The sequence below is a fragment of the Klenkia taihuensis genome, assembly GCF_900112525.1.
GTDB lineage: Bacteria > Actinomycetota > Actinomycetes > Mycobacteriales > Geodermatophilaceae > Klenkia > Klenkia taihuensis.
Map to the genome: position 1 here is coordinate 1,011,305 of NZ_FOMD01000001.1, position 25,934 is coordinate 1,037,238.

A 25,934-nucleotide genomic window follows, 5' to 3' on the forward strand; every position below is an offset into this window, starting at 1 on the left:
GTGAGCGACGTCCCCTGGCTGCTCACGATGATCGTGGTGCCCGCGGTCGGCGGTGCCGCGGTGGCCGCGCTGCCCAAGGGCCGCGACGCGCTGGCCAAGCAGGCCGCGCTCGCGGTCAGCCTGCTGGTGCTCGTCCTCGCCGTGCTGGCCACGGTCGCGTTCGACACCGGTGGCGAGCGGTTCCAGCTGACCACCGCGGTCGACTGGATCCCCGCCTTCGGGGTGCAGTTCGCGCTCGGCGTCGACGGCATCGCGCTGGTGATGCTGCTGCTCATCGGGGTCCTGGTGCCGGTCGTGGTCGTCGCGTCCTGGCGCGACACCGGCCCCGGCGGCCGCTCGATGAAGGCCTACTTCGCCTGGCTGCTGGTGCTCGAGTCGATGATGGTCGGCGTCTTCGCGGCCACCGACGTGTTCCTGTTCTACGTCTTCTTCGAGGCCATGCTCGTCCCGATGTACTTCATCATCGGCAGCTTCGGCGGGCCCCGCCGGCAGTACGCCGCGGTGAAGTTCTTCCTCTACAGCCTGCTCGGCGGGCTGGTCATGCTGGCCTCGGTCATCGGCCTGTACGTGGTGAGCAACTCCCAGATCGGCGAGGGCACCTTCGCCTTCGACGCGCTGCGCCAGCTCGACATCGACCCCGGTGTGCAGAAGCTGCTGTTCCTCGGCTTCTTCGTCGCCTTCGCCATCAAGGCCCCGCTGGTGCCCTTCCACACCTGGCTGCCCGACTCCGGCGCCGAGGCCCCGGTGGGCGGCGCGGTGCTGCTGGTCGGGGTGCTGGACAAGGTCGGCACCTTCGGCTTCATCCGCTACTGCCTGCCGCTGTTCCCCGACGCCTCCCGCACCTTCGCGCCCTGGATCCTGGGCCTGGCGGTGGCCGGCATCCTCTACGGCGCGCTGCTGGCGATGGGCCAGTCGGACATGAAGCGGCTGGTCACCTACACCTCGATCGCCCACTTCGGCTTCATCGCGCTGGGCATCTTCGCCTTCACCGCCGAGGGCGGGTCGGGCGCGGTGCTCTACATGGTCAACCACGGCATCTCGACCGGGATCCTGTTCCTCGTCGTCGGGATGGTCATCACCCGCGGCGGGTCGCGCAGCATCGCCGACTACGGCGGCATCGGGAAGAAGGCACCGGTGCTGGCCGGGGTGTTCCTGGTCGCCGGCCTGTCCAGCCTCGCGCTGCCGGGCACCAACAGCTTCGTGTCGGAGTTCCTGGTGCTGCTGGGCTCCTTCCCGACCCGCCCGGTGTTCACGATCGTCGCCACCGTCGGCATCGTGCTGGCCGCCCTCTACGTGCTGCTGCTCATCCAGCGGGCGGTGCACGGCCCGGCCCGCGGCAAGGTCACCGACACGGCCTTCCCCGACCTGCGCCGCCGCGAGATGGTGGTCGTCGCCCCGCTGCTGGCCCTGGTCATCGGCCTGGGCGTCTACCCGCAGCCCCTGCTGGACCTCATCAACCCGGCCGTGGCCGCCACCATGGGCGACATCGGCTCCGACCCCGCGGGGACCCAGCCCGCCACCGCCGAGCAGGGGGCCAACTGATGATCGAGGCACCGGACCTCTCGCTGTCCGCCCTCAGCCCGTTCCTGTTCGTCTTCGGGGCCGCGCTGGTCGGCGTGCTGGTCGAGTCCTTCGCCCCCCGGCACGTCCGCCAGCCCACCCAGGTCGCCCTGGCGCTGGTCGGCACCGTCGGCGGCTTCGCCTGCACCCTGCTGCTGGCCGGGCGCGGGGAGGTCACCGCCGCCGGCGCGCTCGCCGTGGACGGCGCGGGCCTGTTCCTGCAGGCCACGATCGCCGGGCTGGGCGCGCTGTCGGTCCTGCTGTTCGCCGAGCGGGCGCTGGACCCGGCCAGGTCGGCGTTCGTCGCCTCGGCCGCCGTCCCCGCGGGCAGCCCCCGGGACCGGGAGCTGCTCACCGACGAGCGGGTGCAGACCGAGGTCTACCCGCTGGCCACCTTCGCCGTCGGCGGCATGATGCTGTTCGTCGCGGCCAACGACCTGCTGGTCATGTTCATCGCCCTCGAGGTGCTGAGCCTGCCGCTGTACCTGATCTGCGGGCTCTCCCGCCGGCGCCGGCTGCTGTCCCAGGAGGCGGCGGTCAAGTACTTCCTGCTCGGCGCCTTCGCCTCGGCCTTCTTCCTCTACGGCCTGGCCCTGGTCTACGGCGCCACCGGCACCGTGCGGCTGGCCGGCATCCGGGAGTCGGTCACCACCGACGGCACCGGCACCCTGCTGGTCCTGGGCCTCGGCCTGCTCGTGGTCGGGCTGATGTTCAAGGCCTCGGTCGCGCCGTTCCACACCTGGACGCCGGACGTCTACCAGGGCGCCCCGACCCCGGTGACCGCGTTCATGGCCGCCTGCACCAAGGTCGCCGCGTTCGGCGCGGTCCTGCGGCTGCTGTACGTGGCCTTCGGGACGGCGGACTGGACCTGGCGGCCGCTGGTCTACGGCATCGCGATCGTGTCGATGGTGGTCGGCGCCGTCCTCGGCCTGACCCAGACCGACGTCAAGCGGATGCTGGCCTACTCCTCCATCGCGCACGCCGGGTTCCTGCTCACCGGCGTCATCGGCCTGGGCGCCGGCACCGGCTCGGGCCTGGCGGCGACGCTGTTCTACCTGCTGGCCTACGGGCTGACCACCCTCGGCGCCTTCGCGGTGGTCACCCTGGTCCGCGACGGCGACGGGGAGGCCACGCAGCTGTCGCAGTGGGCCGGGCTGGCCCGGCGCTCACCGCTCACCGCGGCGATCATGACCTTCCTGCTGCTCGCGCTGGCCGGCATCCCGCTCACCAGCGGCTTCACCGGCAAGTTCGCCGTCTTCCGGGCCGCCATCGAGGTCGGCGCCTGGCCGCTGGCCGTCGTCGCCCTGGTCACCAGCGCGGTCGCGGGGTTCTTCTACCTGCGGCTGGTCGTGCTCATGTACTTCTCCGACCCGGCCGAGGACGGGCCCTCGGTCGGCGTCCCGGGCCTGCCCACGACCGTCGTGCTGGCCGTGACCGTGGCCGCCACGCTGGTGCTGGGCGTCGTCCCCGGGTCGGTGCTGGACCTCGCCGACGGCGCCGCCCGGCTGGTCGGGTAGGCCAGCCGTCGGCGCCCCGGCCTGCGGCGACTAGATTCAGCGACGATGAGCGGAGCCAGCGCCCTCACCGCAACCGGTGACGGCAGCCAGACGCAGGCGTGGAACCGGCCGGGCAGGCCGGCGTCCACCGTGGGCTCGTGGCTGCCCGAGGGCCCGCTGGGTGACTCGCTGTCGGCGGGCCTGGCCCGGGTCGAGGACCTGCTGCACGCCTCGGCCGTCAGCGACTCCCCGTTCGTGGCCGAGGCGGCCTCGCACCTGATGACCGCCGGCGGCAAGCGCTTCCGGCCCGTGCTGGCCCTGCTGGCCGCGCAGCTGGGCGACGCCGAGGCCGACGACGTGGTCGCCGCCGCCGTGGTCTGCGAGCTCACCCACCTGGCGACGCTGTACCACGACGACGTCATGGACGAGGCCGCCGTCCGGCGCGGTGCGCCCAGCGCCAACAGCCGCTGGTCCAACAGCATCGCCATCCTCACCGGCGACTTCCTCTTCGCCCGGGCCTCGGACCTGCTCGCCGACCTCGGCCCCGAGGCCGTGCGCATCCAGGCCCGCACCTTCGAGCGGCTGGTGACCGGCCAGATCCGGGAGACCGTCGGCCCCGCCGAGGGCGAGGACCCGATCGAGCACCACCTGTCGGTGCTGGCCGACAAGACCGGCTCGCTGGTCGCCACCTCGGCCCGCTTCGGCGCCACCTTCGCCGGCGTCGACCGCACCGTGGTCGAGGACCTCACCGCCTACGCCGAGGAGATCGGGGTCGCCTTCCAGCTCGCCGACGACCTCATCGACATCGTCAGCGACGGCGGGACGTCGGGGAAGTCGCCGGGCACCGACCTGCGCGAGGGCATCGCCACGCTGCCGGTGCTGCTGGTGCGCGCCGGCGACGACCCGGCCGAGGCCCGGCTGCGCGAGCTGGTCGCCGGCCCGATCACCGACGACGCCGAGCACGCCGAGGCGCTGGCGCTGCTGCGCGGGTCGGCGTCGCTGACCCGCGCCACCGAGGTGCTGCACTCCTACGCCGACCGCGCGCGGGCGCGGCTGGGCCGGGTGCCCGAGGGCGAGGTCCGCGAGGCGCTGTCGGCCCTGTGCGACTACGTGGTCACCCGCAGCGCGTAGTCGCGACACCAGGGAGAGTGGACGGGGTGATCCGTCGCCCCGCCGCCCTGCTGACCGGACTCGTCCTGCTCGCCGGCTGCTCGTCCGGCACCTCGACCTCCGATGCCGACGCCGCGGCCACGCAGGCACCGGCCGACGCCCCCGCGCTCGACGTCGAGGTGGTGCTCGACGGCCTGGACCACCCGTGGGACGTCGCGCAGGCCCCCGACGGCACCCTGCTGCTCGACCAGCGCGGCGGCGGGTTCACCGCCGTCCTGCCCGACGGCACCGCGCAGGAGGTCACCGCCGACCTCGACGACCTCTGGGCCGAGGGCGAGACCGGTCTGATGGGCCTGGTCCTGGACCCCGGCTTCGCCGAGGACCGGCGCTTCTACACCTGCATGGGCGTCGCCGACGCCGGCGCGGACGGCGGCCCGGGCATCGAGGTCACCGCCTGGACCGTCGACGAGGACTGGACGTCGGCCACCCGCGTCGCCGACCCGCTGGTCGGGGGCATCCCGGTGAACGCCGACTCCGGCCGGCACGGCGGCTGCCGGCTGCGCTTCGACGGCGACGGCCAGCTGCTGGTCGGCACCGGGGACAACGCGGTCGGCACCAACCCGCAGGACCTGTCCACGCTGGCCGGCAAGCTGCTGCGGGTCGACCCGGTCACCGGGCAGCCGTCGGCGGACAACCCGTTCCTCGAGCTCACCGACCCCACCTCCCACGCGGTCGTGGGCTACGGCCACCGCAACGTGCAGGGCATCGCCGTGCAGCCGGGCACGGGGGCGGTCTACACCGCCGAGCAGGGCAGCCAGGTCGACGACGAGGTCAACCTCGCCACCGACGGCGGCAACTACGGCTGGGACCCGGTCGGGGAGGGCGAGTACGACGAGAGCGTGCCCATGACCGACCCGGAGATCCCCGGCGCGATCGAGGCCGTGTGGTCCTCCGGCGACCCGACCATCGCCGTCTCGGGCATCACCTTCCTCGACGGCGAGCAGTGGGGCGCCTACGACGGGTTGCTGCTGCTGGGCGTGCAGAAGGACACCGGCGTCCTCGCGCTGCGGCTGGCCGACGACGGCTCGCTCGTCGAGCAGTTCCGCATCCCCGAGCTCGAGGGCACCTACGGCCGGGTGCGCAGCCCGCAGCTGGGCGGGGACGGCGCGCTGTACCTGACCACCGACAACGGCGACGGCACCGACCAGCTGCTGCGCGTCACGCCCGCGAGCTGACCCGCTCCGGCACGGGGGTGCCGGCGGGCAGCAGCGGGCAGGGCTCGGGCTCCCCCCAGACCGTGCGCAGCGGCAGGACGCCGGCCCAGTCGGCGGCGGGCCCGGCCCCCTGGTCGACGAGGTCGCGCTCGTCCTCACCGGGCGGGCCGGTGCGGATCTTCACGCTGGCCTCGGTCAGGTCCAGCGCGAGCACCGCGGTCGCGGCCAGCTCCTTGCGGTCCGGGCGCCGGCTGTGGTCCCACGACCCGGGTGCCAGGTGCTCGGTGAGCACGGCCAGCCCGTGCAGCCGCTCCTCGGGGTCGGTCACCAGCCGGGCGGTGCCCTGCACGACCGCCGACCGGTGGTTCATCGAGTGGTGGAAGGCCGACCGCGCGTAGACGATGCCGTCGACCAGGGTGACGGTGAAGCAGACCGGCACGCCCCCGGCCGCCGCCCGCAGGGACGCCGCGCCGCTGGAGCCGTGCAGGTAGAGGGTCTCGCCGTCCCGGCCGTAGCCGGTCGGCAGCACCACCGGCCCGCTGGGCATGGCCAGGCCGAGGTGGCCGACCAGCCCGGCGTCGAGGACGGCGTGCAGGTCGGCGCGATCGGTGCGGGCGCGGACGGCGTTGCGGCGCACGGTCGAGCGGGGCGTGGGGGACAGCGGGGTGCTCACGCCGTCCATCGTGGTGGCGGCCGTGGCATCCTCCGAGAGCCAATCCGCACCTGTTCCAGGAGGCCACCGGTGACCGAGCCGCCCCCCGTCGTGCTCGACCGGGGCTCGGGGGTGCCGCTGGCCGTGCAGCTGGCCGACGGGCTGCGCGGGGCCCGGTGGCTGCGCCCGGGCGACCGGCTGCCCTCGACCCGGGAGCTGGCCCGGGCGCTCGGCGTCAGCCGCACGGTCACCGCGGCGGCCTACGACCAGCTGCTCGCCGAGGGCTGGGTGGCCGGCCGCCGCGGGGTGGGCACCTTCGTGGTCGGCGCCGCCGTCCCCGCGGCCCCGGCGACCGGGCGTCCCCCCGCGGAGGCCGGCCCCGGGGTGGACCTGCGGCCGGGCGCGCCGTGCACCGAGGTGCTGGACCCGGCCGCCTGGCGCCGGGCCTGGCGGGCGGCCGGCGACCGGCCCCCGGACGCCGGCTACGACGCGGCCGGGGACCCGGTGCTCCGCGCCGCGGTGGTCGACCACCTGCTCCGCCACCGCGGCCTGCCCGCCGACCCCGGCGACGTGCTCGCCGCCGCGGGCACGTCGGCCGCGGTCGTCGAGCTGGCCGGCCTGCTGGGTCCCGGCGCCCGGGTCGGGGTGGAGGACCCCGGCTACCGCCGCGCGGTCGGCGCGCTGCGCGCGGCCGGCGTCGAGGTGGTCCCGCTGCCGGTCGACGACGACGGCCTGGTGGTCGACGCCGTCCCCGCCGGGCTGGACGCGGTCTACTGCACCCCGGCGCACCAGTTCCCCCTCGGCGGCCGGCTGCCCGCCGCCCGCCGCACCGCGCTGGTCGAGCGGGCCCGGGCGGAGGGCTTCACGGTCTGGGAGGACGACTACGACGGCGAGCTGCGCTACGACGTCGCCCCGCTGCCGCTGCTGGCCGCGCTCGCCCCCGACGTGGTCGTCCACCTCGGGACGGCGTCCAAGGTGCTCACCCCCACCCTCGGGCTCGGCTGGCTGGTGGCCCCGTCCGACCTGCGCGACCGGCTGCTCGAGCGGCGCACCGCCACCGGGCAGCGGCCCGGCCGGTCCGGGCAGCGGGTGTTCGCCGCGCTGGCCGCCTCGGGCGACCTGGCCCGGCACCTGCGCCGGCTGCGCCGCGAGCTGGCCGCCCGCCGCGAGCTGGTCCGCGCCGCGGTGGCCGCCGCCGGGCACACCTGCGTCGGGGACGCCGCCGGTGCGCACCTGGTGGTCCCGCTGTCCGACCGCGGCACGGAGTCCTCGGCGGCGACGGCCCTGGCGGCCCGCGGCGTCGCGGTGGGCACGCTGGCCGAGCAGTCGCTCGCCGACCCGCGGGCCGGGCTGGTGGTCGGCTGGGCCGCCCCCGCCCGGTCCGACCTCGCCCCGGCGCTGGCCGCCCTGACCGGGGTGCTGGCCGGCCTCAGGCGGTGACGGGCAGGTGCAGCGGGCCGCGCAGCACGGTGGCCACCCGCGGCACCGGGTCCCCGGCCGGCCGCAGCCGCGGTGCGCGCTCGGCCAGCAGCCGCAGGGCCACCTCGCCCTCCAGCCGGGCCAGCGGCGCGCCCAGGCAGTAGTGGGCCCCGCCGGAGAAGGCCAGGTGCGGTGCGGCCTGCTCGCGGTGCAGGTCGAAGCGGTCGGGGTCGGGGTGCACCTCGGGGTCGCGGTTGGCGCTGGCCAGGAGCACCAGCACGCCGCTGTCCCGGCGCAGCCGCAGGTCGCCGATCTCGACGTCCTCGTGCGCGAACCGGGCGGTCAGCTGCACCGGCGGGTCGTAGCGCAGCGTCTCCTCGACGGCCGCCGCCGCCAGCGACGGGTCGGCGGCCAGCGCCGCCCACTGCCCGGGCGTGCGGTGCATGGCCTGCACCGCGTTGCCGATCAGGTTGGTGGTGGTCTCGAAGCCGGCCACCAGCAGCAGCTGGGCCAGCGCCAGCACCTCGTCGGGGGTGGCCGTGCCGCCGTCGACGGCGCCGGCCAGGGTGGAGACGACGTCCTCCCCGGGGTGCGCCCGGCGCTGCTCCAGCAGCTGCCCGAACAGGGCACGCAGGTCGTCGGTGGCCCGGGTCAGCTCCCGCACGTGCGACGGCGAGCGGACGCCCTCCAGGGACGAGCCCAGGGCCAGGCCCCACCGGGCGAAGCGGGCGCTGTCCACGTCGGGCACGTCCAGCAGCGCCGAGATCACCCTGATCGGCAGCGGCGAGGCCAGCTCGGTGACCAGGTCGAACGGGCCGCCGCGGGCCAGGGCGGCGTCCAGCAGCTCCCCGGTCACCTGCTCGGCGACCTCCCGGTAGTGCGCCAGGCGCCGCGGCGCGAAGGCCGGCTGGGCGAGCCGGCGCAGCCGGGTGTGGTCGGGCGGGTCGATGGTCAGCAGCGACAGGTCCACCGGCTCCATCAGCGACGGGCCGTCGCCCTCGCCGAGGCGGCTGCGCCCGTCGGAGAGCCGCACCCCCAGCCGCCGGTCGCGCAGCACGGCCTCCACCGAGGAGTGGGTGGCGACCGCGGCCAGCCCGGTGCGGCTGCGCACCGCGCCGCCGGCGCGCTGGGCCGCCCGGAGCTCGGCGTAGACCGGGTAGGGGTCCAGCCGCCACGGCCGGTGCAGCAGCCGGGCCACCCGGTCACCTCGCCGCGCGAGGACGTAGCCGCCGGCGCGCATGGCGCCGATCCGCGCACCGAGGACGACGTCCTCGACCAGCCGGCCGGTCGCCGTCCGCGGGGGAGCGGCGGGCGCGACGACGGTGTCGTGCCCGGCGCTCACCGGTGCCTGTACCCGGCGGGGAGATAGGTGTGTCTGCGAGTCACGCCTCTACTGTCCACGTGTCCGACCCTCGGAGCAAGCGGTCCAGGTCGGCCGGCTGGCCGGACCGGGCGTCCTCGAGCTGGTCGGTCATCATGGCGTCGTAGGTCGGCTTGGCCACGGAGCGGAAGACGCCCATCGGGGTGTACCGCAGGTCCTGGCTGGACAGCCGGGACAGCGCGAAGGCGTAGGCCGGGTCCTCGCGGTGCGCGTCGTGCACCACGATGTCGGCCTCGTCCACCTGGTTGGTCTCGGCCACCCGCAGCCCGCCCCAGCCGTCGGCCACGACGCACGAGGCGCCGTCCGGGCCGAAGACGATCTTCTCCCCGTGCACCAGCGGGATCGACCACTGGGTGCCGGTCAACGGGTCCTTGAGCAGCTCGAAGGCGCCGTCGTTGAAGATGTTGCAGTTCTGGTAGATCTCCACCAGCGCGGTGCCCTGGTGCTCGGCGGCCTGCCGCAGCACCTCGGTGAGGCCCTTGCGGTCGGAGTCCATCGCCCGGCCGACGAAGGTGGCGTCGGCCCCCAGGGCGAGGCTCACCGGGTTGAACGGGTGGTCCAGCGACCCCATCGGGGTGCTCTTGGTGACCTTGCCCAGCTCGGAGGTGGGGGAGTACTGGCCCTTGGTGAGCCCGTAGATCCGGTTGTTGAACAGCAGGATCGTCAGGTTCACGTTGCGCCGCAGCGTGTGGATCAGGTGGTTGCCGCCGATCGACAGCGCGTCGCCGTCACCGGTGACGACCCACACCGACAGGTCCGGCCGGGAGGCGGCCAGGCCGGTGGCGATCGCCGGGGCCCGCCCGTGGATGGAGTGCATCCCGTAGGTGTTCATGTAGTACGGGAAGCGGGACGAGCAGCCGATGCCGGACACGATGACCATGTCCTCGCGGGCGATGCCGAGGCTGGGCAGGAACGACTGGACGGCGTTGAGGATCACGTAGTCCCCGCAGCCGGGGCACCACCGGACCTCCTGGTCGGTCTTGAGGTCCTTGGCCTTGAGCGTGGTCTGCTTCTCCCCGCCCAGCTCCACCGAGCGCGCGACGGCGTCGGCGATCCGCTGGTCGAAGGCCGGCATGCCCAGCTCGTGGACGTGCTCGTCGATGGGGTGGGTGGTCACGACTGGACCTCCGGTCCGGTGCTGTCGATGACGTCCTGCAGGACGGCGGCGAGCTCGGCGGCCCGGAAGGGCAGCCCGCGCACCTGGGTGTGGCTGTGCACGTCGACCAGGTACTCGGCGCGCAGCAGCAGGGACAGCTGGCCGAGGTTCATCTCCGGGCACACCACGCGGTCGTAGGACCGGATGATGTCGCCGAGGTCGGCCGGCAGCGGGTTGACGTGGCGCAGGTGGACCTGCGCGATGGAGCGGCCCGAGCGGCGGATCCGCCGGCAGGCGGCACCGATCGGCCCGTAGGTCGAGCCCCACCCGATGACCAGGACCTTGGCGTCGCCGTCGGGGTCGTCCACCTCGGTGGGCGGCAGGGACGCGGCGATGCCGTCGACCTTGGCCTGCCGGATGCGGGTCATGTGGTCGTGGTTGGCCGGGTCGTAGGAGATGTTGCCGGTGCCGTCGGCCTTCTCCAGCCCGCCGATGCGGTGCTGCAGCGCCTTCGTGCCGGGCACCGCCCACGGCCGGGCCAGCGTCTCCGGGTCCCGCAGGTAGGGCAGGAAGACCGGGTCGCCGGCGGCGTCGGTGCCGTTGGGCTCGGTCGCGAACTCCACCCGCAGGTCGGGCAGCGAGTCGGTGTCGGGGACCGACCACGGCTCGGCGCCGTTGGCCAGGTAGCCGTCCGACAGCAGGAACACCGGGGTGCGGTAGGTCAGCGCGATCCGCGCGGCCTCGATCGCGGCGTCGAAGCAGTCCGCCGGCGACCGGGGGGCCACCACGGGCACCGGGGCCTCGCCGTTGCGGCCGAACATCGCCTGCAGCAGGTCCGACTGCTCGGTCTTGGTGGGCAGGCCGGTCGAGGGACCGCCGCGCTGCACGTCGACGATGACCAGCGGCAGCTCGGTCATCACCGCCAGCCCCACGGTCTCGGACTTCAGCGCGACACCGGGGCCCGACGTCGTCGTCACGCCCAGCGCACCGCCGAAGCTGGCGCCCAGGGCGGCGCCGATGCCGGCGATCTCGTCCTCGGCCTGGAAGGTGCGCACGCCGAAGGCCTTGTGCTTGCTCAGCTCGTGCAGCACGTCCGAGGCCGGGGTGATCGGGTAGGCGCCCAGGAAGACCGGCAGGCCGGACCGGACGCCGGCGGCGACCAGGCCGTAGGCCAGCGCCTGGTTGCCCGAGATGTTGCGGTAGGTGCCCGGGGCCATCGGGGCGGGCTTGATCTCGTAGGAGACCGCGAACGCCTCGGTCGTCTCGCCGTAGTTGAACCCCGCCCGGAAGGCGGCGATGTTGGCCGCGGCGATCTCCGGCTTCCGGCGGAACTGGCGCTCCAGGAAGCGGATCGTGCCCTCGGTCGGCCGGTGGTACATCCACGACAGCAGGCCGAGGGTGAACATGTTCTTGCTGCGCTCGGCCTCCTTCTTCCCCAGACCGGAGTCGGCGAGCGCGTCGGTGGTCATGCTGGTCAGCGGCACGCTGACCAGCTGCCAGCCCTCCAGCGAGCCGTCCTCCAGCGGGTTCTCCGCGTAGCCCACCTTGGCCAGGTTGCGGGCGGTGAACTCGTCGGAGTCCACGATCAGCAGCCCGCCGCCGGGCAGGTCGGCCAGGTTGGCCTTCAGCGCGGCCGGGTTCATCGCGACCAGCACGTCCGGGGCGTCCCCGGGGGTCATAATGTCGTGGTCGGCGAAGTGCAGCTGGAAGCTGGAGACGCCGGGCAGGGTGCCCGTGGGGGCCCGGATCTCGGCCGGGAAGTTCGGCAGCGTGGACACGTCGTTGCCCAGCGACGCGGTCTCGCTGGTGAACCGGTTGCCGGTCAGCTGCATGCCGTCGCCGGAGTCACCGGCCAGCCGGATGACGACGCGGTCCAGCGTCACGACGTCCTTCACCAGACCGCCGGGCGCCGAGGCCTGGGTCTGCGGAGCGGTCTCCGAGGTTGTGCCAGTCATCAGGGAAGTACCTCCACCGGCCGAGATTACGTTCCCGTGACGGTCGGCCGGGCCGTCAGGAGCCCGAGGTGATCGAGCACACGCCGCCGCCCGGGCGGGTCAGCCCAGCAGCGCGCCGAACTCCCGCAGGGTGCGGGCCGCCACTTCGCGCAGCTTGACGTTGGTCTCCTGGCTGACGGTGCGCAGGATCCCGAAGGCGTCGTCGGGGGAGACCTGCCGGACGACGGCGATCGCACCCTTCGCCTGCTCGATGACCGCGCGCGAGGCGATCGCCTCCTCGAGCTGGGAGATCAGCGTGGCCGACCGGTGCTGGCGCAGCTGCCCGGCGACCAGACCGCTGGCGATGCGGCTGATCAGCGTGGCCAGGGCCTCGTCGTGGTCGGAGAACCCGTCCATCGACCGGCTGTAGAGGTTGAGCGCACCGAACCGGGTCCCGTCGACCACGAGCGGGCAGGCGAGGAAGGCCAGCACACCGTCCGCGGTCGCCGCGCGGGTGAAGTCCGGCCACAGCTCGGCGGCCTCGGACACCGTCACCCGCACGCAGGACCCGGTGCGGACGGCGTGCAGGCACGGTCCGTCGTCGACGTCGTACTGGTCCCGGTCGACGGCCAGGGTGCGCTCGTCGGTCCAGGCCGAGGTGAACGGCGTGCCCTCCTGGACGACGGTCACCCCCGCGGAGTCGCAGTCGTCGATGGTGGCCGTGGCGGTGCGCGCCACCAGCTGCAGCAGCTCCGTGACGTCGCGTCCGTGCGCGTCCGGGCCGGTCAGCGCGTCCACCACGAGACCGACCGCCGCCGGCTGCGCCGTGGCCACCCGGGTCACCAGGTCCAGGCTGCCCAGCCCGGTGGCGCGGTTCAGGTCGTCGGCACCGGGGGCGGCGACGCGCTCGTGCTCACCGGTGTCCGTGTCGGCGCTCATGGGACCGGGGATTGCTCACCGGCAGCCCCGGCAAACCTCCGCCGGGCCGGTCGCCCCGCCGGGGGCCTGGGGAACGGCGCCCCGGCCCACCGCGTTGTCCGGGCGTGCACCGCTGGAACAACGGTCTCCGGACCGCCCTGCTGCTCGGCCTGATGGCCGGGATCATCCTGGCGATCGGTGCGCTGCTGGGCGGACGGGGCGGCCTGGCCGTCGCGCTGGTGGTCGCCCTGGGCATCAACGGCTACGCGTACTTCAACAGCGACAAGCTGGCCCTGCGGTCGATGCGGGCCTTCCCGGTCACCGAGACCCAGGCGCCGCAGCTGTACGCGATCGTCCGCGAGTTGGCCACCGGGGCCCGCCAGCCCATGCCGCGGCTCTACGTCAGCCCCACCGACCAGCCCAACGCCTTCGCCACCGGCCGCAACCCGCGCAACGCGGCGGTGTGCTGCACCCAGGGCATCCTCGAGCTGCTGGACCGCCGCGAGCTGCGCGGCGTGCTGGCCCACGAGCTCTCGCACGTCCACAACCGCGACATCCTGATCAGCTCGGTGGCGGGGGCGATGGCCACCGCGATCACCTTCGCCGCGCAGATGACCATGTTCACCAGCCTGTTCGGCGGCCGGGACGAGCGCAGCGGCGGCAACGCCCTGGGCGGCCTGCTGCTGGTGCTGCTCGGCCCGCTGGCCGCCGGCCTGGTGCAGATGGCGGTCAGCCGCAGCCGGGAGTACCAGGCCGACGCGTCGGGCGCCCAGCTGTCGGCCGACCCGCTGGCGCTGGCCTCGGCGCTGCGCAAGCTGGACCGGGGGGTGGCCGCCCGGCCGCTGCCCCAGGACCAGCGGCTGGTCAGCCAGAGCCACCTGATGATCGCCAACCCCTTCCGGGGGGCGGGCGCGGCGTCGATGTTCGCCACCCACCCCCCGATGGCCGAGCGGATCGCTCGGCTGGAGCAGCTGGCCCGGGAGACCGGTCAGCGGTAGTTGTCGAACTGCAGGGCGATCTCGAAGTCCTTGCTCTTCAGCAGCTGCTGGACCGCCTGCAGGTCGTCCCGCTTCTTCCCGCTGACCCGCAGCTGGTCGCCCTGGATCTGCGCCTGGACGCCCTTGGGGCCCTCGTCGCGGATGGTCTTGGCGATCTGCTTGGCCTTGTCCGAGGCGATGCCCTGCTGGATGGTCGCGGAGATCTTGTAGGTCTTGCCCGAGGCCTGCGGCTCGCCGGCGTCGACGGCCTTCATCGAGATGCCCCGCTTGACCAGCTTCTCCTTGAACACCTCCAGGGCGGCGGCGACCCGCTCCTCGGTGTCGGCGGTGAGGGTGACCCCCTCCTCGCCGGCCCAGGCGATGCTCGCGTTGGTGCCCCGGAAGTCGAACCGCTGGGACAGCTCCTTGCCGGCCTGGTTCAGCGCGTTGTCGACCTCCTGGCGGTCGACCTTGCTCACGACGTCGAAGGACGCATCTGCCATGGGGGTTCCTTCCCTCCTCGGCGAGCCACCTGGTGGGGCGGCTCCGCCGGTCTTGTACGCTCGTCGGGCACCACAGCACACGGCGGGTTGCCCGAGTGGCCAATGGGAGCGGACTGTAAATCCGTCGGCTTAGCCTACGAAGGTTCGAATCCTTCACCCGCCACGCCTGGTGCGACGGCCCCCGACCTCCTGGTCGGGGGCCGTCGTCGTCTCCCGGCCGCGTCGGGTTCAGGCGGTGGGTGCGCGGGCGCTGGCCACGGCGGTGCGCTCGAGCGGCTGCCCGCCCAGGAACAGCCACCCGAACGCGATCGGTACGGCCCGGGTGCAGGTCACGGTGGCCTCCACGCCGTCGACGGCCACCGACCAGGCGTCCAGCCGGGTGCCGCCGTCGGCGAGCTGGTCGGCCACCGCCACCTCGGCGGAGGCCTGGTCCAGCGGCAGGTAGCCGGCCACGCCGCGGGAGTACACCGCCCCGTTGCCGGTCTGGTTGGCCGCCGCCAGGGCGGCGCCGTCGCAGGCCGACTGCACCCGCTGCTGCTCCAGGAAGGCGTCCGACGCAGCGATGGCCCCGAAGGCCATCAGCGCCGCGACCAGCCAGCAGACCAGGACGAAGGGCAGGCTGGAGCCCTCCTCCGACCCGGTCCACGGCCTGCTCACCGGCGGAACTGTAGGTGCGGCGGGGCCCGGGTGGTGCGCTGCTGTGGACGGCGTCCCCACCTGTGGACGACCGGGCCGGCAGGTCGGCGGGGCGTCGCACACTCCCGGCATGACGATCCAGGTGCCGCCCGCGGAGCTGTACGGCCTGGCGGCCGCGCTGCACGGCTGCGGCGACACCGCGGCCGAGGTCCCGGCCCGGCTCCCCGACGCCGCGGTCGGCGGCCCCCTCCAGCCCGCGCTGGTGGTCTTCACCCAGGCCGTCGCCGTGGCGGGCGGGCACCTGGTGGGGGAGCTGCACTGGCTGGGGTCCACGGTCGGCGCGGTCGCCGACGACTGGGCCGGCCTCGACGGGTCCCTGCTGGCCCCGCGCGGGTCGGTCGCCGCCCGGTGAGCACGGTCCTCCCGCCGCCGGTCCCGCTGCCCGACCCGGAGGGCGACCCGCACGCCCTGGCCGCCGCCGTCGACGGCCTGGCCGCGGCCGGGTTCGTGCTCGGTGTGCTGGAGGCCCACCTGGCGGGCCCGGCCACCCAGGCGCCCGGGTGGCTCGGGGCCGACGCGGCCGCGGCGGCCGCGGAGGTCGGGGCGACCCGGCAGGTCGTGGGCGCGGTGCACGACGCGGTCACAGCCGCCCTCGGCGCCGTGGCCGGCCACCGCGAGGCCGTCGTGGCGGCCCGGGCCCGGATCGTGGTGCTGCGCGACCGGCAGGCCGCCGACCTCGACCGCGCGGAGCTGCGGCTGGCCACCCTCGTCGACCCCGCCGCCCAGGTGTCCTCGGTGACCGAGGACCCGGCCGCCGCGGCCCTGGTCGCCGACGTCGTGGCGGCCGACGCGGCACGGGCGGCCGAGCACGCCGCGCTGCTGGCCTCGGTCGGCGAGGACGCGGCCGTCGCGGCCGCCGCGCTGGGGGCCGCGGCCGCCGACCTGGGTGTCGGTCCGTCCCGCGGCGGCGCCTCGACGGCCGACGGTGTCCGCCTGCACCTGGCCGTGCTGCTGCCGGCGTACGGCGCGGCGGTGCGGTCGGCCCTGGGCACCGACGTCGCCGTTGCCCTGACCGGTGCGGCAGGCACCGACGAGGTCGCGCGCGTCCTGGACGAGCACGCCGGGCTGCTCGCCGACCCCCTGGTCGCCGGTGCCCTCGTGGAGCGGCTCGGCGCGCCCGGGCTGCAGCAGGTGCTCCTGCTGGCCGGCCCCGACGACAGGGTGGCCGGCGGGCTGGCCGTGGCGTTCACCGCGGCCGCGTCGTCGGCGACGCGCGCGCCCGGCCTGCTGTCGGCCGTGCTCGACCCGCTGGACCCCGACGGCGTCCCCGACCAGGTCGCGCTCGGCATGGGGGCGGTGGTCGCGGCGGGCGGGGGAGCGGCCCTGGCGGCCGGCTGGCTGCCGTCCCTGCTGGCCCGCGAGCGGGAGCAGGGTCTGTCGGCGGCCGACCGGGTGGCCAGCCGGGCCACCGACCCGGTGGCCGTCGTCGTGGGCGCACTGGTGGGGTCCCGGCGGTCCGAGCTCGCCGCCGGCGCGCTCGACACGCCCGCTGCGTGGACGGCGCTGCTGTCGCGCCCCTGGGCGGACGGCGGTGCGGCGCTGGCCGACCTGGTGGGCCTGGCCGCGCGCGACGCGGCCGCCCCGGTGGTCGCCACGGCCGCGCTGCTGTCCGCGGGGGCACCGTTCGTCCCGGGCGGGGACCACGTGGTCACCGCGCTGCCGGCGACCTGGGCGCGGGTGGCCCCCGAGCTCGCCGCCGTGGTGGCGGCCCACCCGGACCTGGTCGTCGCCCGGTTGCTCGACCCGGCCGCGCCCGGCGCGGTGGCGGTGCTGGCCGGGGCGACGGCGCTGCTGGCGGAGCGCGCGGCCGCGCGGGTGGTGGTGCCCGCGCTGGAGGGGGCGGTGGCGACCCTGCCGGCGGGGCTGGACGTCACGGTGCTGGTCGGTGCGCTCACCGCGGTGCGGGACCAGGCCGCGACCGTGGCCCACCTGGTGGGCACCGCCCGCGCGGACGCCGCCGCCGTCGACGAGCAGTTCCTGCGCAAGGAGGCCGAGCTGGTCTTCTCGCTGCTGCCGGGCACGGTGCCGTTGGTGGCGGGCCCGGTGGTCGACACGGTGCTGGGTGCCGTCGGCTTCGGCGTCACCGACCGTCCGGCGGCGCCGCTGCTGCGCGGTGCCCCGGGTGCCGTGGCCGACGCCACCCGGCTCGTCGGCGCGCCCGGCGGTGCGGGGCTGGCGTACGAGCAGGTGCTGCGAGCCCTGCGGTTGCCGGCGCCCCTGCCGGTCAGCGCGGTGGCGCCACCGGACGTGGCGTCCCCGCTCGGCGAGCTCCGGCGAGGCGGGTCACCCGTCGCGCGGCTGTTCTGACCCGCAGTGCGGACCCGGCGCCGGAAGGTCACGACACGACCGCGCGGGAGCCGAATCGGGTCGACCCTCCCGGCCCGCGCGTGTCGGACGCGGGGCCGGTGAGCAGTGGAACGGCCTCCGTGACGCAGGCAACCACCGACACGCGGCGACACGGCCGGATGTCACCCGGCTCAGTGACTTGAGGTCGTTAAGCTTCGACGCAGAGTAGCGACGCGACCACGCTCCACCTGATCGGGCTGTCAACGACTTGCCCGGACGGGTGACGCCCTCGCAACCTGCTCGCAGCGGTCCTTGCCGACCTTGCTCTGCCCCCGCGTGGGCGGCTGCCGCACTCGTGCAGTCCACCCATGCCTGAGGAGGCGTCATGTCCAGCACCACCGCTATGTCCCCTGCCACCCGCGTGACCAAGTGGGGCCGCGTCACGAAGTGGGGCCGCGTCACCAAGTGGGGCTGATCGACCCCGATCGCACGGGCGGGGTGGCGCAACGTAGTCAGCCACCCCGCCAGGGTGAGAAGACGCAGAGAACGTGGTCACTCACTGTTAGCCTCGCGCCATTGCTGCTCCGACAGGCAGGACGATGGTGGTCGACGCTCCCAGCACCGCGGGCGCCCCGCGCAGAGCGCTGCACCGGAGCCCGTGGGCCCCGACGCTGCTCGCCGTGGTGCTCGCCGTCGCGTTCGGCGTGCCCGTGCTGCACCCCGCGATCGGCCCGGTCTCGTGGTGGGTCGTCGGGCTGGTCTTCGTCGGCGGGGTCGTCGCCGAGTCCGTGCCGCTGCACGTGGAGTTCGGCAGGGAGACCTACGCCTTCTCGCTGATGGACCTCGTGCTGGTCATCGGCCTGTTGGAGGTGGGGCCGTTCTGGACGTTCGTCGCCCGCACCCTGGCCCTCCTCGTCACGCTGGTCCACCAGCGCTACCAGCTCCCCAAGCTGGTGTTCAACATCGCGAACGGCGCACTCGAGGTCGCCCTGGCCGGGCTCGTCCTCGGAGCCTTCGGGTCGCTGGACATCGCCGAGCCCCTGACCTGGCTGGCGCTGCTGACCGCCCTCATCGCCAGCACGCTGGGCGGGACGCTGCTCGTCTCGACAGCGATCACCCTCACCGCCGGCCCCCCGGGCTGGGAATTCTGGCGCGGCATGCTCGCCACCGGCATCGTCATGCCGGTACTGGGGGTGGGCATCGCCATCGTCGTGCTCATCCTGGTCGGGTCGAGCGCCTGGACCCTCGTCGTGGTCCTCCCGCTGGTGATCGCGGTGCTCCTGCTCTTCCGGACCACCGCGAGGGTCGGTCGGGAGCGCAGGACCGTCCAGCAGGTGTACGACTTCGCCCGCCGGGTGGAGGAGGTCAGCCCGGACGAGGCCGGCGTGCGGCAGATCGCCTCAGCGGTGCGCGAGCTGCTCAACGCTGAGCGGGTCGCGCTGTGGTTGCCCCCCTTCCTGGAGGACGGACCCCGTCTGGTCGTCGTGGGGAACGCCGAGGTGCCGGACTGGTACGCCGGCCCCAGCGACCCCGAGGACCCCATCCGCCGCCGGGCGGTGGACCCGGTCGGGGGCGGGCCGGTCCTGGTGGCCTCCGCCACCGCGACCGACGAGGAATCCGCGGCCCTGGCGCGTCGGGGTGCCGACGAGGTGCTCGGCGCTCCGGTCGTGACGGCGGCGGGGGAGCACGGCTACCTCGAGGTCTGTGACCGGCGCAGCGACCTGGTGTCGTTCGAGGCGGGCGACCGGGCAGCGCTGGACGCCATGCTCACGCACGTCAACGCCGCGATCCGGCAGCAGCAGCTGCTGACCCGCATCCGGTACGACGCCGACCACGACGCCCTGACCGGCCTGCCGAACCGGCAGCGGCTGGCGGTCGAGATCGACACCCTGCTGTCCGCCGAGCCCGGCGACGTGCGCGCCGGCCTGGTGTTCGCCTCGCTGGACAACTACACCGAGGTCACCGACACCCTGGGGCACGCCGCCAGCGACGAGCTGCTGCTGGTCACCGCCGGCCTGCTGCGCGAGCACGCCCCGCCCCGCGCGCTGGTCGCCCGGATGGAGGGCGGCCAGTTCGCCGTCCTGCTGCCCGGGCTGAGCCTCCCGGCCACCGAGCGGGCCGCCCGGCGACTGCGCGACGCGGCCGCCACCCGGGCCCGCGTGGCCGGGCTGGACCTCGACGTCCTGCTCACCTTCGGCGTCGCCGCGGCGCCGGTGCACGGGGACACCTCCGGCACCCTCATGCAGCGCGCCGACGTCGCCCTGCTGGCCGGCCACAGCTCCGGTGGGGTGGCGAGCTACCACCCGGTCCTGGACCAGCAGAGCCTGCGCCGCCTGCAGCTGGGCACCGAGCTCGAGTCCGCGATGGCCGAGAAGCAGATCACCGTGGTGTTCCAACCCATCGTGGACACCCGCACCTCCGACATCGTCTCCGTCGAGACGCTCGTGCGCTGGGCCCACCCGCGCTACGGCAACGTGCCGCCGGACGACTTCATCGGCCTGGCCGAGCAGATCGGCCGCATCGGCGCGGTCACCGACTACGTGCTCGACCTGGCGCTGGAACGCTGCCGCAAGTGGCTGGACCAGGACATCGCGCTGTCGGTCGCGGTCAACCTCTCCGCCAAGTGCCTGGCCGAGCCCGACCTGGTCGACCGCGTCCGCGCGGCCCTGCGGCGGCACGGCGTCCCCGGCTCGCTGCTGACCCTCGAGCTGACCGAGGGCATCGTCGTCGACGACTCCGTGCGCAACTCCACGGTGCTGGCCGACCTGCACGCCCTGGGCCTGCGGCTGTCTATGGACGACTTCGGCACCGGCTACTCCTCGCTGTCCCAGCTGCGCCAGCTGCCCATCGACGAGCTCAAGATCGACAAGTCCTTCGTGCTGGGCATGTCCACCAGCCAGAGCGAGTCGTTCATCGCCCGCTCCATCGTCGAGCTCGCCCACAACCTGGGCCTGCGGGTGGTCGCCGAGGGCGTGGAGGACGAGGTCACCCGCGACCTGCTGGCCGAGATGGGCTGCGACAAGCTGCAGGGCTTCCTGGTCAGCCGTCCGCTGCCGGACGACCGGCTGGAGAACTGGCTGCTGGCCCGCACCGGCGTCCGGTCCGCCGCGCCGGGGGCCCCGCACCGCCGGTTGTTCGTGCGCTCGTGAGCGTTTGCTAGGGTTCTCGAGCACGCTCCGAGAGGGGCACGCGCACCGGGCCGCGAGGCCCGGGTAGTGTGTCCCGCGAAGCAGGCAGGCCCCTTTAGCTCAGTCGGCAGAGCGTCTCCATGGTAAGGAGAAGGTCTACGGTTCGATTCCGTAAAGGGGCTCCGACCAGCCGGTCCAGTCGACAGATCGGGCCGCACGGTCATCCCGGCGGCGTAGCTCAGCCTGGTAGAGCAAACGGCTCATAATCGTTGTGTCACCGGTTCAAGTCCGGTCGCCGCTACTCCTGACGGACCCCGGTCACCGGGGTCCGTCGCCGTGTGGGGGACCATCCCGCGCACGTCATCCCAGAACAAGGCGAGGAAACGCTCATGGCAGCCACCGATGTCCGTCCGAAGATCACCCTGGCGTGCCAGGAGTGCAAGAACCGCAACTACATCACCCGCAAGAACCGTCGGAACGACCCCGACCGGCTCGAGCTGAAGAAGTACTGCCCCACGGACAAGAAGCACACGGTCCACCGCGAGACCCGCTGACCCCAGCAGGCTTCGAGCGACGGAGGGCGGGAGCATGGCGTTGGACCCAGGACTGGTCGGGCGCAGCTACCCGCCCTCCGTCGTCTACGAGGTGGGGCGCGAGAAGATCGCCGAGTTCGCCCGCGCGCTGGGCGACGACGACCCGGTCTACCGCGACACCGAGGCCGCCCGCGCGGCCGGCCACCCCGACGTCGTCGCCCCGCCCACGTTCGCCATCGTGCTGAGCCTGGGCGCGGGCAACGTGGTCCTCGAGGACCCCGACGTCGCCATCGACTACAGCCGTGTCGTGCACGGCGAGCAGAAGTTCGTCCACCACCGCCCGATCCGCGCCGGTGACCGCCTGGTCGCCACCGCCTCGATCGAGGCCGTGCGCAGCGTGGCCGGCAACGACATGCTCACCACCCGCGTCGACCTCGCCACCGAGGACGGCGAGCCGGTCTGCCGGACCAGCGCCATGCTCGTGGCGCGGGGCGCCTGATGGCCGCCGTCGTCCGCCGCGCCGACGTCGAGGTCGGCACCGAGCTCCCGCCGCAGACCTCCCGGGTCACCCGCGCCGACCTGGTCCGCTACGCCGGCGCCTCCGGTGACTTCAACGTCATCCACTGGAACGAGCGCGTGGCCACCGAGGTCGGCCTGCCCGGCGTCATCGCCCACGGCATGCTCACCGCCGGCCTGGCCGCCCGCGCCGTCACGGCCTGGGCAGGCGACCCCGGCGCCCTGGTCGAGTACTCCGTGCGCTTCAGCCGCCCGGTCGTCGTGCCCGACGACGGCGTCGGTGCCGAGGTCGTCGTGGCCGGCCGGGTCGCCGCCCTGCTGGACGACGGCCGCGTCCGGGTGGACCTCACCGTCACCAGCGGCGGCGAGAAGGTGCTCTCGCTGGCCCGGGCCGTCGTCCAGCTCTGAGACCCCGCCGGCAGGCGTGGTGGCTGGGCGCCGACCCCGTCACGTACACTTCTCGCCTGGGGTTCTCAGACCCTGCCACCGGCGTGCCCCGGTACCACCCCGTGCTGGTCATGGAGTGGTCGGACCACGTCACCCGGCAGGTCGAGGTCCCCGGCGGTCGCCCCGGTGGCCGCCTAGGGGTGTAGCTCAATTGGCAGAGCAGCGGTCTCCAAAACCGCAGGCTGCAGGTTCAAGTCCTGTCACCCCTGCCCGCCCGCCGGTCCGCCGGCGGAGTGCACGACCCGCCCCCGAGCGGCGCAGGACACCCGGCCGGGCCGGCCGGGACGGTGGCGCGACCACCACCCCAGACCGCGAACACCGACGACGAGGCGAGGCGCAGTGAGCGACGAGCAGCCGGGCACCGAGGACGCACGCCGGCGTCCGAGGTCCGAGCCCGCCGACGACGCCGAGCTGACCGACGAGCAGATCGACGCCGAGACCCCCGGGGTCGACGACGCCGCCGAGCTCGAGGCCGCCGAGGACGAGGTCGCCGCCGAGGCGGCCGAGGACGAGGACAAGGTCGTCGCCACCCCCGCCCGCCGCCGTCGGGGCGCCATCACCGCCGACGACGACGAGGACGACGACGAGCCGGCCGCCCCCCGGGTGCGCCGCCGCGACCGTCCCGGTGGCCGCCCGGCCAGCGAGGCCCGCACCACCCGTCCCGGCGGGCGGAGCGCCGCGGCCAAGAAGGACCAGACCCCGACCCGGGCCGCGGCCGAGCGGGCCCGCGCCGCCGAGCTGCGCGAGAAGCGCAGCATCGGCCGGTTCCTCCGCGAGGTCGTCGCCGAGCTGCGCAAGGTCATCTGGCCTGGCCGGCGCGAGCTGATCACCTACACGACCGTCGTCATCGTCTTCGTCGCCTTCATGGTGGCGCTGGTGGCCGGGCTGGACATCCTCTTCGCCCAGGGCGTCATCGCCGTCTTCGGCTGACCCCGCCACCGACCCCGCACCGCCGACGCACAGGAAAGAGACCCACCCCGTGACCGACCCCCGCGAGAACGACGACGTCGTCGCCGACGCCACCGAGGACCCGACGGCCGACGCCGCCGTGGACGCCGCCACCGGTGCCGTCGACGCCGAGACCGGCGTGCGCGAGACCGGTGCGGCCGAGGGCTCGGTGGACACCGGCGACCTGACCGCCGACAACCCGATGGCCGACGCGGTCGCCGGCGGCACCGGCAACGCCCGCGGCGCCGTCGACGACGCACTGGTCGGCGACACCACGCTGGAGCCGGCGCCCGACCACGACCCGCTCACCGAGGAGGTCCTCGCGACCGCCGAGGAGGAGGACGAGGACCCGGCCGAGGCGATGCGCAAGGCGCTGGCCGGCGCGTTCGGCGACTGGTACGTCATCCACTCCTACGCCGGCTACGAGAACAAGGTGAAGACCAACCTCGAGTCGCGGATCACCAGCCTCGACATGGAGGACTACATCTTCCAGATCGAGGTCCCGACCGAAGAGGTCACCGAGATCAAGAACGGCAAGCGGGTGCAGGTCAACCGCAAGGTGCTGCCCGGCTACCTGCTGGTCCGGATGGACCTCACCGACGACTCCTGGGGCGCGGTGCGCAACACCCCCGGCGTCACCGGCTTCGTCGGCGCCACCTCGCGGCCCTCGCCGCTGAGCCTGGACGAGGTCGTCAAGCTGCTGGTCCCCGCGACCACCCCGAAGGCCGCCGCCTCGCCCGAGGCCGGTTCGCCGGCCGCCGGCACGCCCAGCAGCCCCGTGGTCGACTTCGAGGTCGGCGAGTCCGTCACCGTCATGGACGGCCCGTTCGCCACCCTCCCGGCCACCATCAACGAGATCAACGCCGAGCAGCAGAAGCTGCAGGTGCTGGTCTCCATCTTCGGCCGCGAGACGCCGGTCGAGCTGTCCTTCAGCCAGGTCCAGAAGCTCTGACCCGGCTGATCCGCACCACCCCCTGAACGACAAGAAGAGGAAGTCATGCCCCCCAGGAAGCGGTTGACCGCGGTCATCAAGCTCCAGATCAAGGCCGGTGCGGCCACCCCCGCCCCGCCCGTCGGTCCGGCGCTCGGCCAGCACGGCGTCAACATCATGGAGTTCTGCAAGGCCTACAACGCCGCGACCGAGTCGCAGCGCGGTGACATCGTCCCCGTGGAGATCTCGGTCTTCGAGGACCGCTCCTTCACCTTCATCACCAAGACGCCGCCGGCAGCCCGCATGCTGCTGAAGGCCGCCGGTGTGGAGAAGGGCTCGGGCGAGCCGCACAAGACCAAGGTCGCCACGGTCACCCGTGACCAGGTCCGCGAGATCGCCCAGGTCAAGATGGAGGACCTGAACGCCAACGACCTGGACCAGGCCGAGAAGATCATCGCCGGCACCGCCCGGTCGATGGGCATCACCGTCCAGTAGCACCACCCCCAGTACTCGTGGGAGGGCCGGCCCAGGCCCGTTCACCACACGACCGCCCGCGCGAGCGGGCGCAGACAGGAGCGCCACCATGGCCAAGCACGGCAAGAACTTCCGCAAGGCAGCGGAGCTCGTCGACGCCACCCAGCTCTACAGCCCGCTGCAGGCGGCGGGGCTGGCGAAGCAGACGTCGACCACCAAGTACGACGCGACCGTCGAGGTCGCCATCCGCCTCGGCGTCGACCCCCGCAAGGCCGACCAGATGGTCCGCGGCACGGTCAACCTGCCCCACGGCACCGGCAAGACCGCCCGCGTCATCGTCTTCGCGACCGGTGACAAGGCCGCCGAGGCCGAGGCCGCCGGCGCCGACGTCGTCGGCTCGGACGACCTGATCGAGCGCATCCAGGGCGGCTTCCTGGACTTCGACGCCGCGATCGCCACCCCCGACCAGATGGCCAAGGTCGGCCGCATCGCCCGCATCCTCGGCCCCCGTGGCCTGATGCCGAACCCGAAGACCGGCACCGTGACCCCCGACGTCACCAAGGCCGTCAACGACATCAAGGGCGGGAAGATCAACTTCCGCGTCGACAAGCAGTCGAACCTGCACCTGGTCATCGGCAAGGTCTCCTTCGACGAGACCAAGCTGGTGGAGAACTACGCCGCCGCCCTCGACGAGGTGCTGCGGGCCAAGCCGTCGGCCGCCAAGGGCCGCTACGTCCGCAAGGTCACCGTCTCCACCACGATGGGCCCGGGCATCCCGGTGGACCCGAACCGCACCCGCAACCTGCTGGTCGACGAGGCCTCGCAGGTCTGACCGACCCCGCACCGCAGACGCCCCCGCAGCCACCGGCTGCGGGGGCGTCGTGCGTTCAGGACGGCTTCGGGGGCCAGGGGACGAACGCGCTGGTGCGGGCCACGTACGCGGCGAACCCCGGCCGGGAGCTCGCCATCCGGCGCTCGGTCATCGCCGCCCCCGACCCCTTGACCAGGTTCAGCGTCATGAGCGCCGGGCAGACGACGAACACCCAGCCCGACCAGTGCGCCGCCGTGGGCAGCCACAGGCCCCACATCACGCAGGCGTCGCCGAAGTAGTTCGGGTGCCGGGTGTAGCGCCAGAGGCCGCGGTCGTTGACCTGGCCGCGGTTGGCCGGGTCGGCCTTGAACCGCTCCAGCTGCCAGTCGCCGACCGTCTCGAAGGTGAACCCCAGCGACCACACCGCGACGCCGAGCAGGGCCACCACCAGCGGCCACCCACCGGTCGCCGTCCCGTCCTGGAAGGCCGCGACCAGCAACGGCGACGACACCACGAACAGGACGGCGGTCTGCGGCAGGTACACCCGGCGGTAGAGGTGCGCGGCCACCGAGCCGCGGGCGCGGGCGGCGATCTCCTCGTACCGCGGGTCCTCCCGGTCCCCGTTGCGCCGGCCGATGTGCACGGCCAGCCGGACGCCCCACGCGGTGGTGAGCGCGAGGACCAGCAGCTGCCGGCCGAGGTCGCCGTGCCCGCCGGCCCGCGCGGTGAGCAGCCCGGCGAGGGCGACGACGACGAACCCCAGGCCCCAGACGACGTCCACCACCGAGTGCCGGCCCAGCCGCAGCGCGAGCAGCCAGGTGCCGGTGAACACCGCCAGCAGGACCACGAACGAGACCAGCGCACCGGTGCCCAGGGCACCCCAGTCGAGGTCCACCGCCGTCGC

At 74.1% G+C, this 25,934-nt stretch carries 24 protein-coding genes and 4 tRNA genes; 20 read left to right on the forward strand and 8 right to left on the reverse strand.

The features are described from left to right. From BM158_RS05045 to BM158_RS05060, 4 genes are read left to right on the forward strand one after another with little or no spacing between them, the layout of a single operon-like run. Positions 1–1,542 (forward strand): NADH-quinone oxidoreductase subunit M, encoded by a 1,542-nt coding sequence (locus BM158_RS05045; RefSeq protein WP_091555199.1) that lies wholly within the window; start codon positions 1–3, stop codon positions 1,540–1,542. Then, the gene (gene nuoN, locus BM158_RS05050; RefSeq protein WP_091555201.1) at positions 1,542–3,077 is read left to right on the forward strand and encodes an NADH-quinone oxidoreductase subunit NuoN; all 1,536 of its coding nucleotides are present in this window, start codon (positions 1,542–1,544) and stop codon (positions 3,075–3,077) included. The genes BM158_RS05045 and nuoN overlap by 1 nt, the downstream gene beginning before the upstream one ends. Before the next feature lie 45 nt (positions 3,078–3,122). Next, a complete protein-coding gene (locus tag BM158_RS05055) occupies positions 3,123–4,187 on the forward strand; it encodes a polyprenyl synthetase family protein (RefSeq protein WP_091555204.1) in 1,065 nt (354 codons plus the stop codon). Positions 4,188–4,213: 26 nt separating this feature from the next. After that, positions 4,214–5,401, forward strand: a complete 1,188-nt coding sequence (locus BM158_RS05060) for a PQQ-dependent sugar dehydrogenase (protein WP_091556346.1) — start codon at positions 4,214–4,216, stop codon at positions 5,399–5,401. On the opposite strand, the gene BM158_RS05065 is transcribed toward BM158_RS05060, so the two are convergent. Continuing rightward, positions 5,385–6,053, reverse strand: coding sequence for a pyridoxamine 5'-phosphate oxidase family protein (locus BM158_RS05065; protein ID WP_409359881.1), 669 nt, complete (start codon positions 6,051–6,053; stop codon positions 5,385–5,387). The two genes, BM158_RS05060 and BM158_RS05065, sit on opposite strands and share 17 nt — an antisense overlap. A 69-nt stretch (positions 6,054–6,122) precedes the next feature. Between BM158_RS05065 and BM158_RS05070 the strand changes: the two genes are divergently transcribed. Next, complete coding sequence (locus BM158_RS05070) at positions 6,123–7,472, forward strand: aminotransferase-like domain-containing protein (protein WP_091555208.1); 1,350 nt, start codon at positions 6,123–6,125, stop codon at positions 7,470–7,472. Here the strand turns inward: BM158_RS05070 and BM158_RS05075 are convergent. The 4 genes from BM158_RS05075 to BM158_RS05090 form a co-directional block, all read right to left on the reverse strand. Continuing rightward, positions 7,462–8,793: a cytochrome P450 gene (locus BM158_RS05075; protein ID WP_229827635.1), complete on the reverse strand. Its 1,332-nt coding sequence runs from the start codon at positions 8,791–8,793 to the stop codon at positions 7,462–7,464. The two genes, BM158_RS05070 and BM158_RS05075, sit on opposite strands and share 11 nt — an antisense overlap. 40 nt (positions 8,794–8,833) lie before the next feature. Continuing rightward, positions 8,834–9,949: a 2-oxoacid:ferredoxin oxidoreductase subunit beta gene (locus BM158_RS05080; RefSeq protein WP_229827634.1), complete on the reverse strand. Its 1,116-nt coding sequence runs from the start codon at positions 9,947–9,949 to the stop codon at positions 8,834–8,836. Next, the gene (locus BM158_RS05085) at positions 9,946–11,883 is read right to left on the reverse strand and encodes a 2-oxoacid:acceptor oxidoreductase subunit alpha (RefSeq protein WP_091555210.1); all 1,938 of its coding nucleotides are present in this window, start codon (positions 11,881–11,883) and stop codon (positions 9,946–9,948) included. The genes BM158_RS05080 and BM158_RS05085 overlap by 4 nt, the downstream gene beginning before the upstream one ends. A gap of 99 nt (positions 11,884–11,982) precedes the next feature. Continuing rightward, the gene (locus BM158_RS05090; RefSeq protein WP_091555212.1) at positions 11,983–12,801 is read right to left on the reverse strand and encodes a GAF and ANTAR domain-containing protein; all 819 of its coding nucleotides are present in this window, start codon (positions 12,799–12,801) and stop codon (positions 11,983–11,985) included. A 104-nt stretch (positions 12,802–12,905) separates the two neighbouring features. On the opposite strand from BM158_RS05090, the gene htpX reads away from it, so the two are divergent. Next, entirely contained in the window at positions 12,906–13,778 is an 873-nt protein-coding gene (gene htpX, locus BM158_RS05095) for a zinc metalloprotease HtpX (RefSeq protein ID WP_091555214.1), read from the forward strand. Here the strand turns inward: htpX and BM158_RS05100 are convergent. Next, the gene (locus BM158_RS05100) at positions 13,769–14,260 is read right to left on the reverse strand and encodes a YajQ family cyclic di-GMP-binding protein (protein WP_091555217.1); all 492 of its coding nucleotides are present in this window, start codon (positions 14,258–14,260) and stop codon (positions 13,769–13,771) included. The genes htpX and BM158_RS05100 overlap by 10 nt on opposite strands. Positions 14,261–14,341: 81 nt before the next feature. Here BM158_RS05100 and BM158_RS05105 point away from each other — a divergent pair. Then, positions 14,342–14,423, forward strand: a tRNA-Tyr gene (locus BM158_RS05105). A 65-nt stretch (positions 14,424–14,488) separates the two neighbouring features. Here BM158_RS05105 and BM158_RS05110 read toward each other — a convergent pair. Then, positions 14,489–14,917: a pilus assembly protein TadG-related protein gene (locus BM158_RS05110; protein ID WP_229827633.1), complete on the reverse strand. Its 429-nt coding sequence runs from the start codon at positions 14,915–14,917 to the stop codon at positions 14,489–14,491. Between the two features lie 109 nt (positions 14,918–15,026). Between BM158_RS05110 and BM158_RS05115 the strand changes: the two genes are divergently transcribed. The 13 genes from BM158_RS05115 to rplA all read left to right on the forward strand — a co-directional run bounded on the left by BM158_RS05115 (position 15,027) and on the right by rplA (position 25,051). Continuing rightward, entirely contained in the window at positions 15,027–15,308 is a 282-nt protein-coding gene (locus tag BM158_RS05115) for a hypothetical protein (protein WP_091555220.1), read from the forward strand. After that, entirely contained in the window at positions 15,305–17,263 is a 1,959-nt protein-coding gene (locus BM158_RS21700) for a hypothetical protein (protein WP_091555222.1), read from the forward strand. Before BM158_RS05115 ends, BM158_RS21700 begins: the two co-directional genes overlap by 4 nt. Positions 17,264–17,841: 578 nt before the next feature. Next, the gene (locus tag BM158_RS05125; RefSeq protein WP_091555223.1) at positions 17,842–20,391 is read left to right on the forward strand and encodes a bifunctional diguanylate cyclase/phosphodiesterase; all 2,550 of its coding nucleotides are present in this window, start codon (positions 17,842–17,844) and stop codon (positions 20,389–20,391) included. Between the two features lie 88 nt (positions 20,392–20,479). Further along, positions 20,480–20,552 (forward strand) — tRNA-Thr (locus BM158_RS05130). A 45-nt stretch (positions 20,553–20,597) separates the two neighbouring features. After that, a tRNA-Met gene (locus BM158_RS05135) sits at positions 20,598–20,671 on the forward strand. 88 nt (positions 20,672–20,759) lie between these two features. Continuing rightward, on the forward strand, positions 20,760–20,924 hold the full coding sequence (gene rpmG, locus BM158_RS05140; RefSeq protein WP_055764573.1) for a 50S ribosomal protein L33: 165 nt from the start codon (positions 20,760–20,762) through the stop codon (positions 20,922–20,924). A 34-nt stretch (positions 20,925–20,958) separates the two neighbouring features. Continuing rightward, positions 20,959–21,402, forward strand: coding sequence for a MaoC family dehydratase N-terminal domain-containing protein (locus BM158_RS05145; protein ID WP_091555226.1), 444 nt, complete (start codon positions 20,959–20,961; stop codon positions 21,400–21,402). Next, positions 21,402–21,827 (forward strand): MaoC family dehydratase, encoded by a 426-nt coding sequence (locus BM158_RS05150; RefSeq protein WP_091555228.1) that lies wholly within the window; start codon positions 21,402–21,404, stop codon positions 21,825–21,827. The genes BM158_RS05145 and BM158_RS05150 overlap by 1 nt, the downstream gene beginning before the upstream one ends. 175 nt (positions 21,828–22,002) lie before the next feature. Next, positions 22,003–22,075, forward strand: a tRNA-Trp gene (locus tag BM158_RS05155). A gap of 130 nt (positions 22,076–22,205) precedes the next feature. Beyond that, a complete protein-coding gene (gene secE / locus BM158_RS05160; RefSeq protein WP_091555230.1) occupies positions 22,206–22,796 on the forward strand; it encodes a preprotein translocase subunit SecE in 591 nt (196 codons plus the stop codon). A gap of 49 nt (positions 22,797–22,845) precedes the next feature. Then, on the forward strand, positions 22,846–23,766 hold the full coding sequence (nusG, locus tag BM158_RS05165; RefSeq protein ID WP_091555231.1) for a transcription termination/antitermination protein NusG: 921 nt from the start codon (positions 22,846–22,848) through the stop codon (positions 23,764–23,766). 45 nt (positions 23,767–23,811) lie between these two features. After that, a complete protein-coding gene (gene rplK / locus BM158_RS05170; protein ID WP_091061354.1) occupies positions 23,812–24,240 on the forward strand; it encodes a 50S ribosomal protein L11 in 429 nt (142 codons plus the stop codon). A gap of 88 nt (positions 24,241–24,328) precedes the next feature. Further along, on the forward strand, positions 24,329–25,051 hold the full coding sequence (rplA, locus tag BM158_RS05175; RefSeq protein ID WP_091061356.1) for a 50S ribosomal protein L1: 723 nt from the start codon (positions 24,329–24,331) through the stop codon (positions 25,049–25,051). Between the two features lie 55 nt (positions 25,052–25,106). On the opposite strand, the gene BM158_RS05180 is transcribed toward rplA, so the two are convergent. Continuing rightward, entirely contained in the window at positions 25,107–25,925 is an 819-nt protein-coding gene (locus BM158_RS05180) for a DUF1295 domain-containing protein (protein ID WP_207506182.1), read from the reverse strand. Positions 25,926–25,934: the final 9 nt, after the last annotated feature.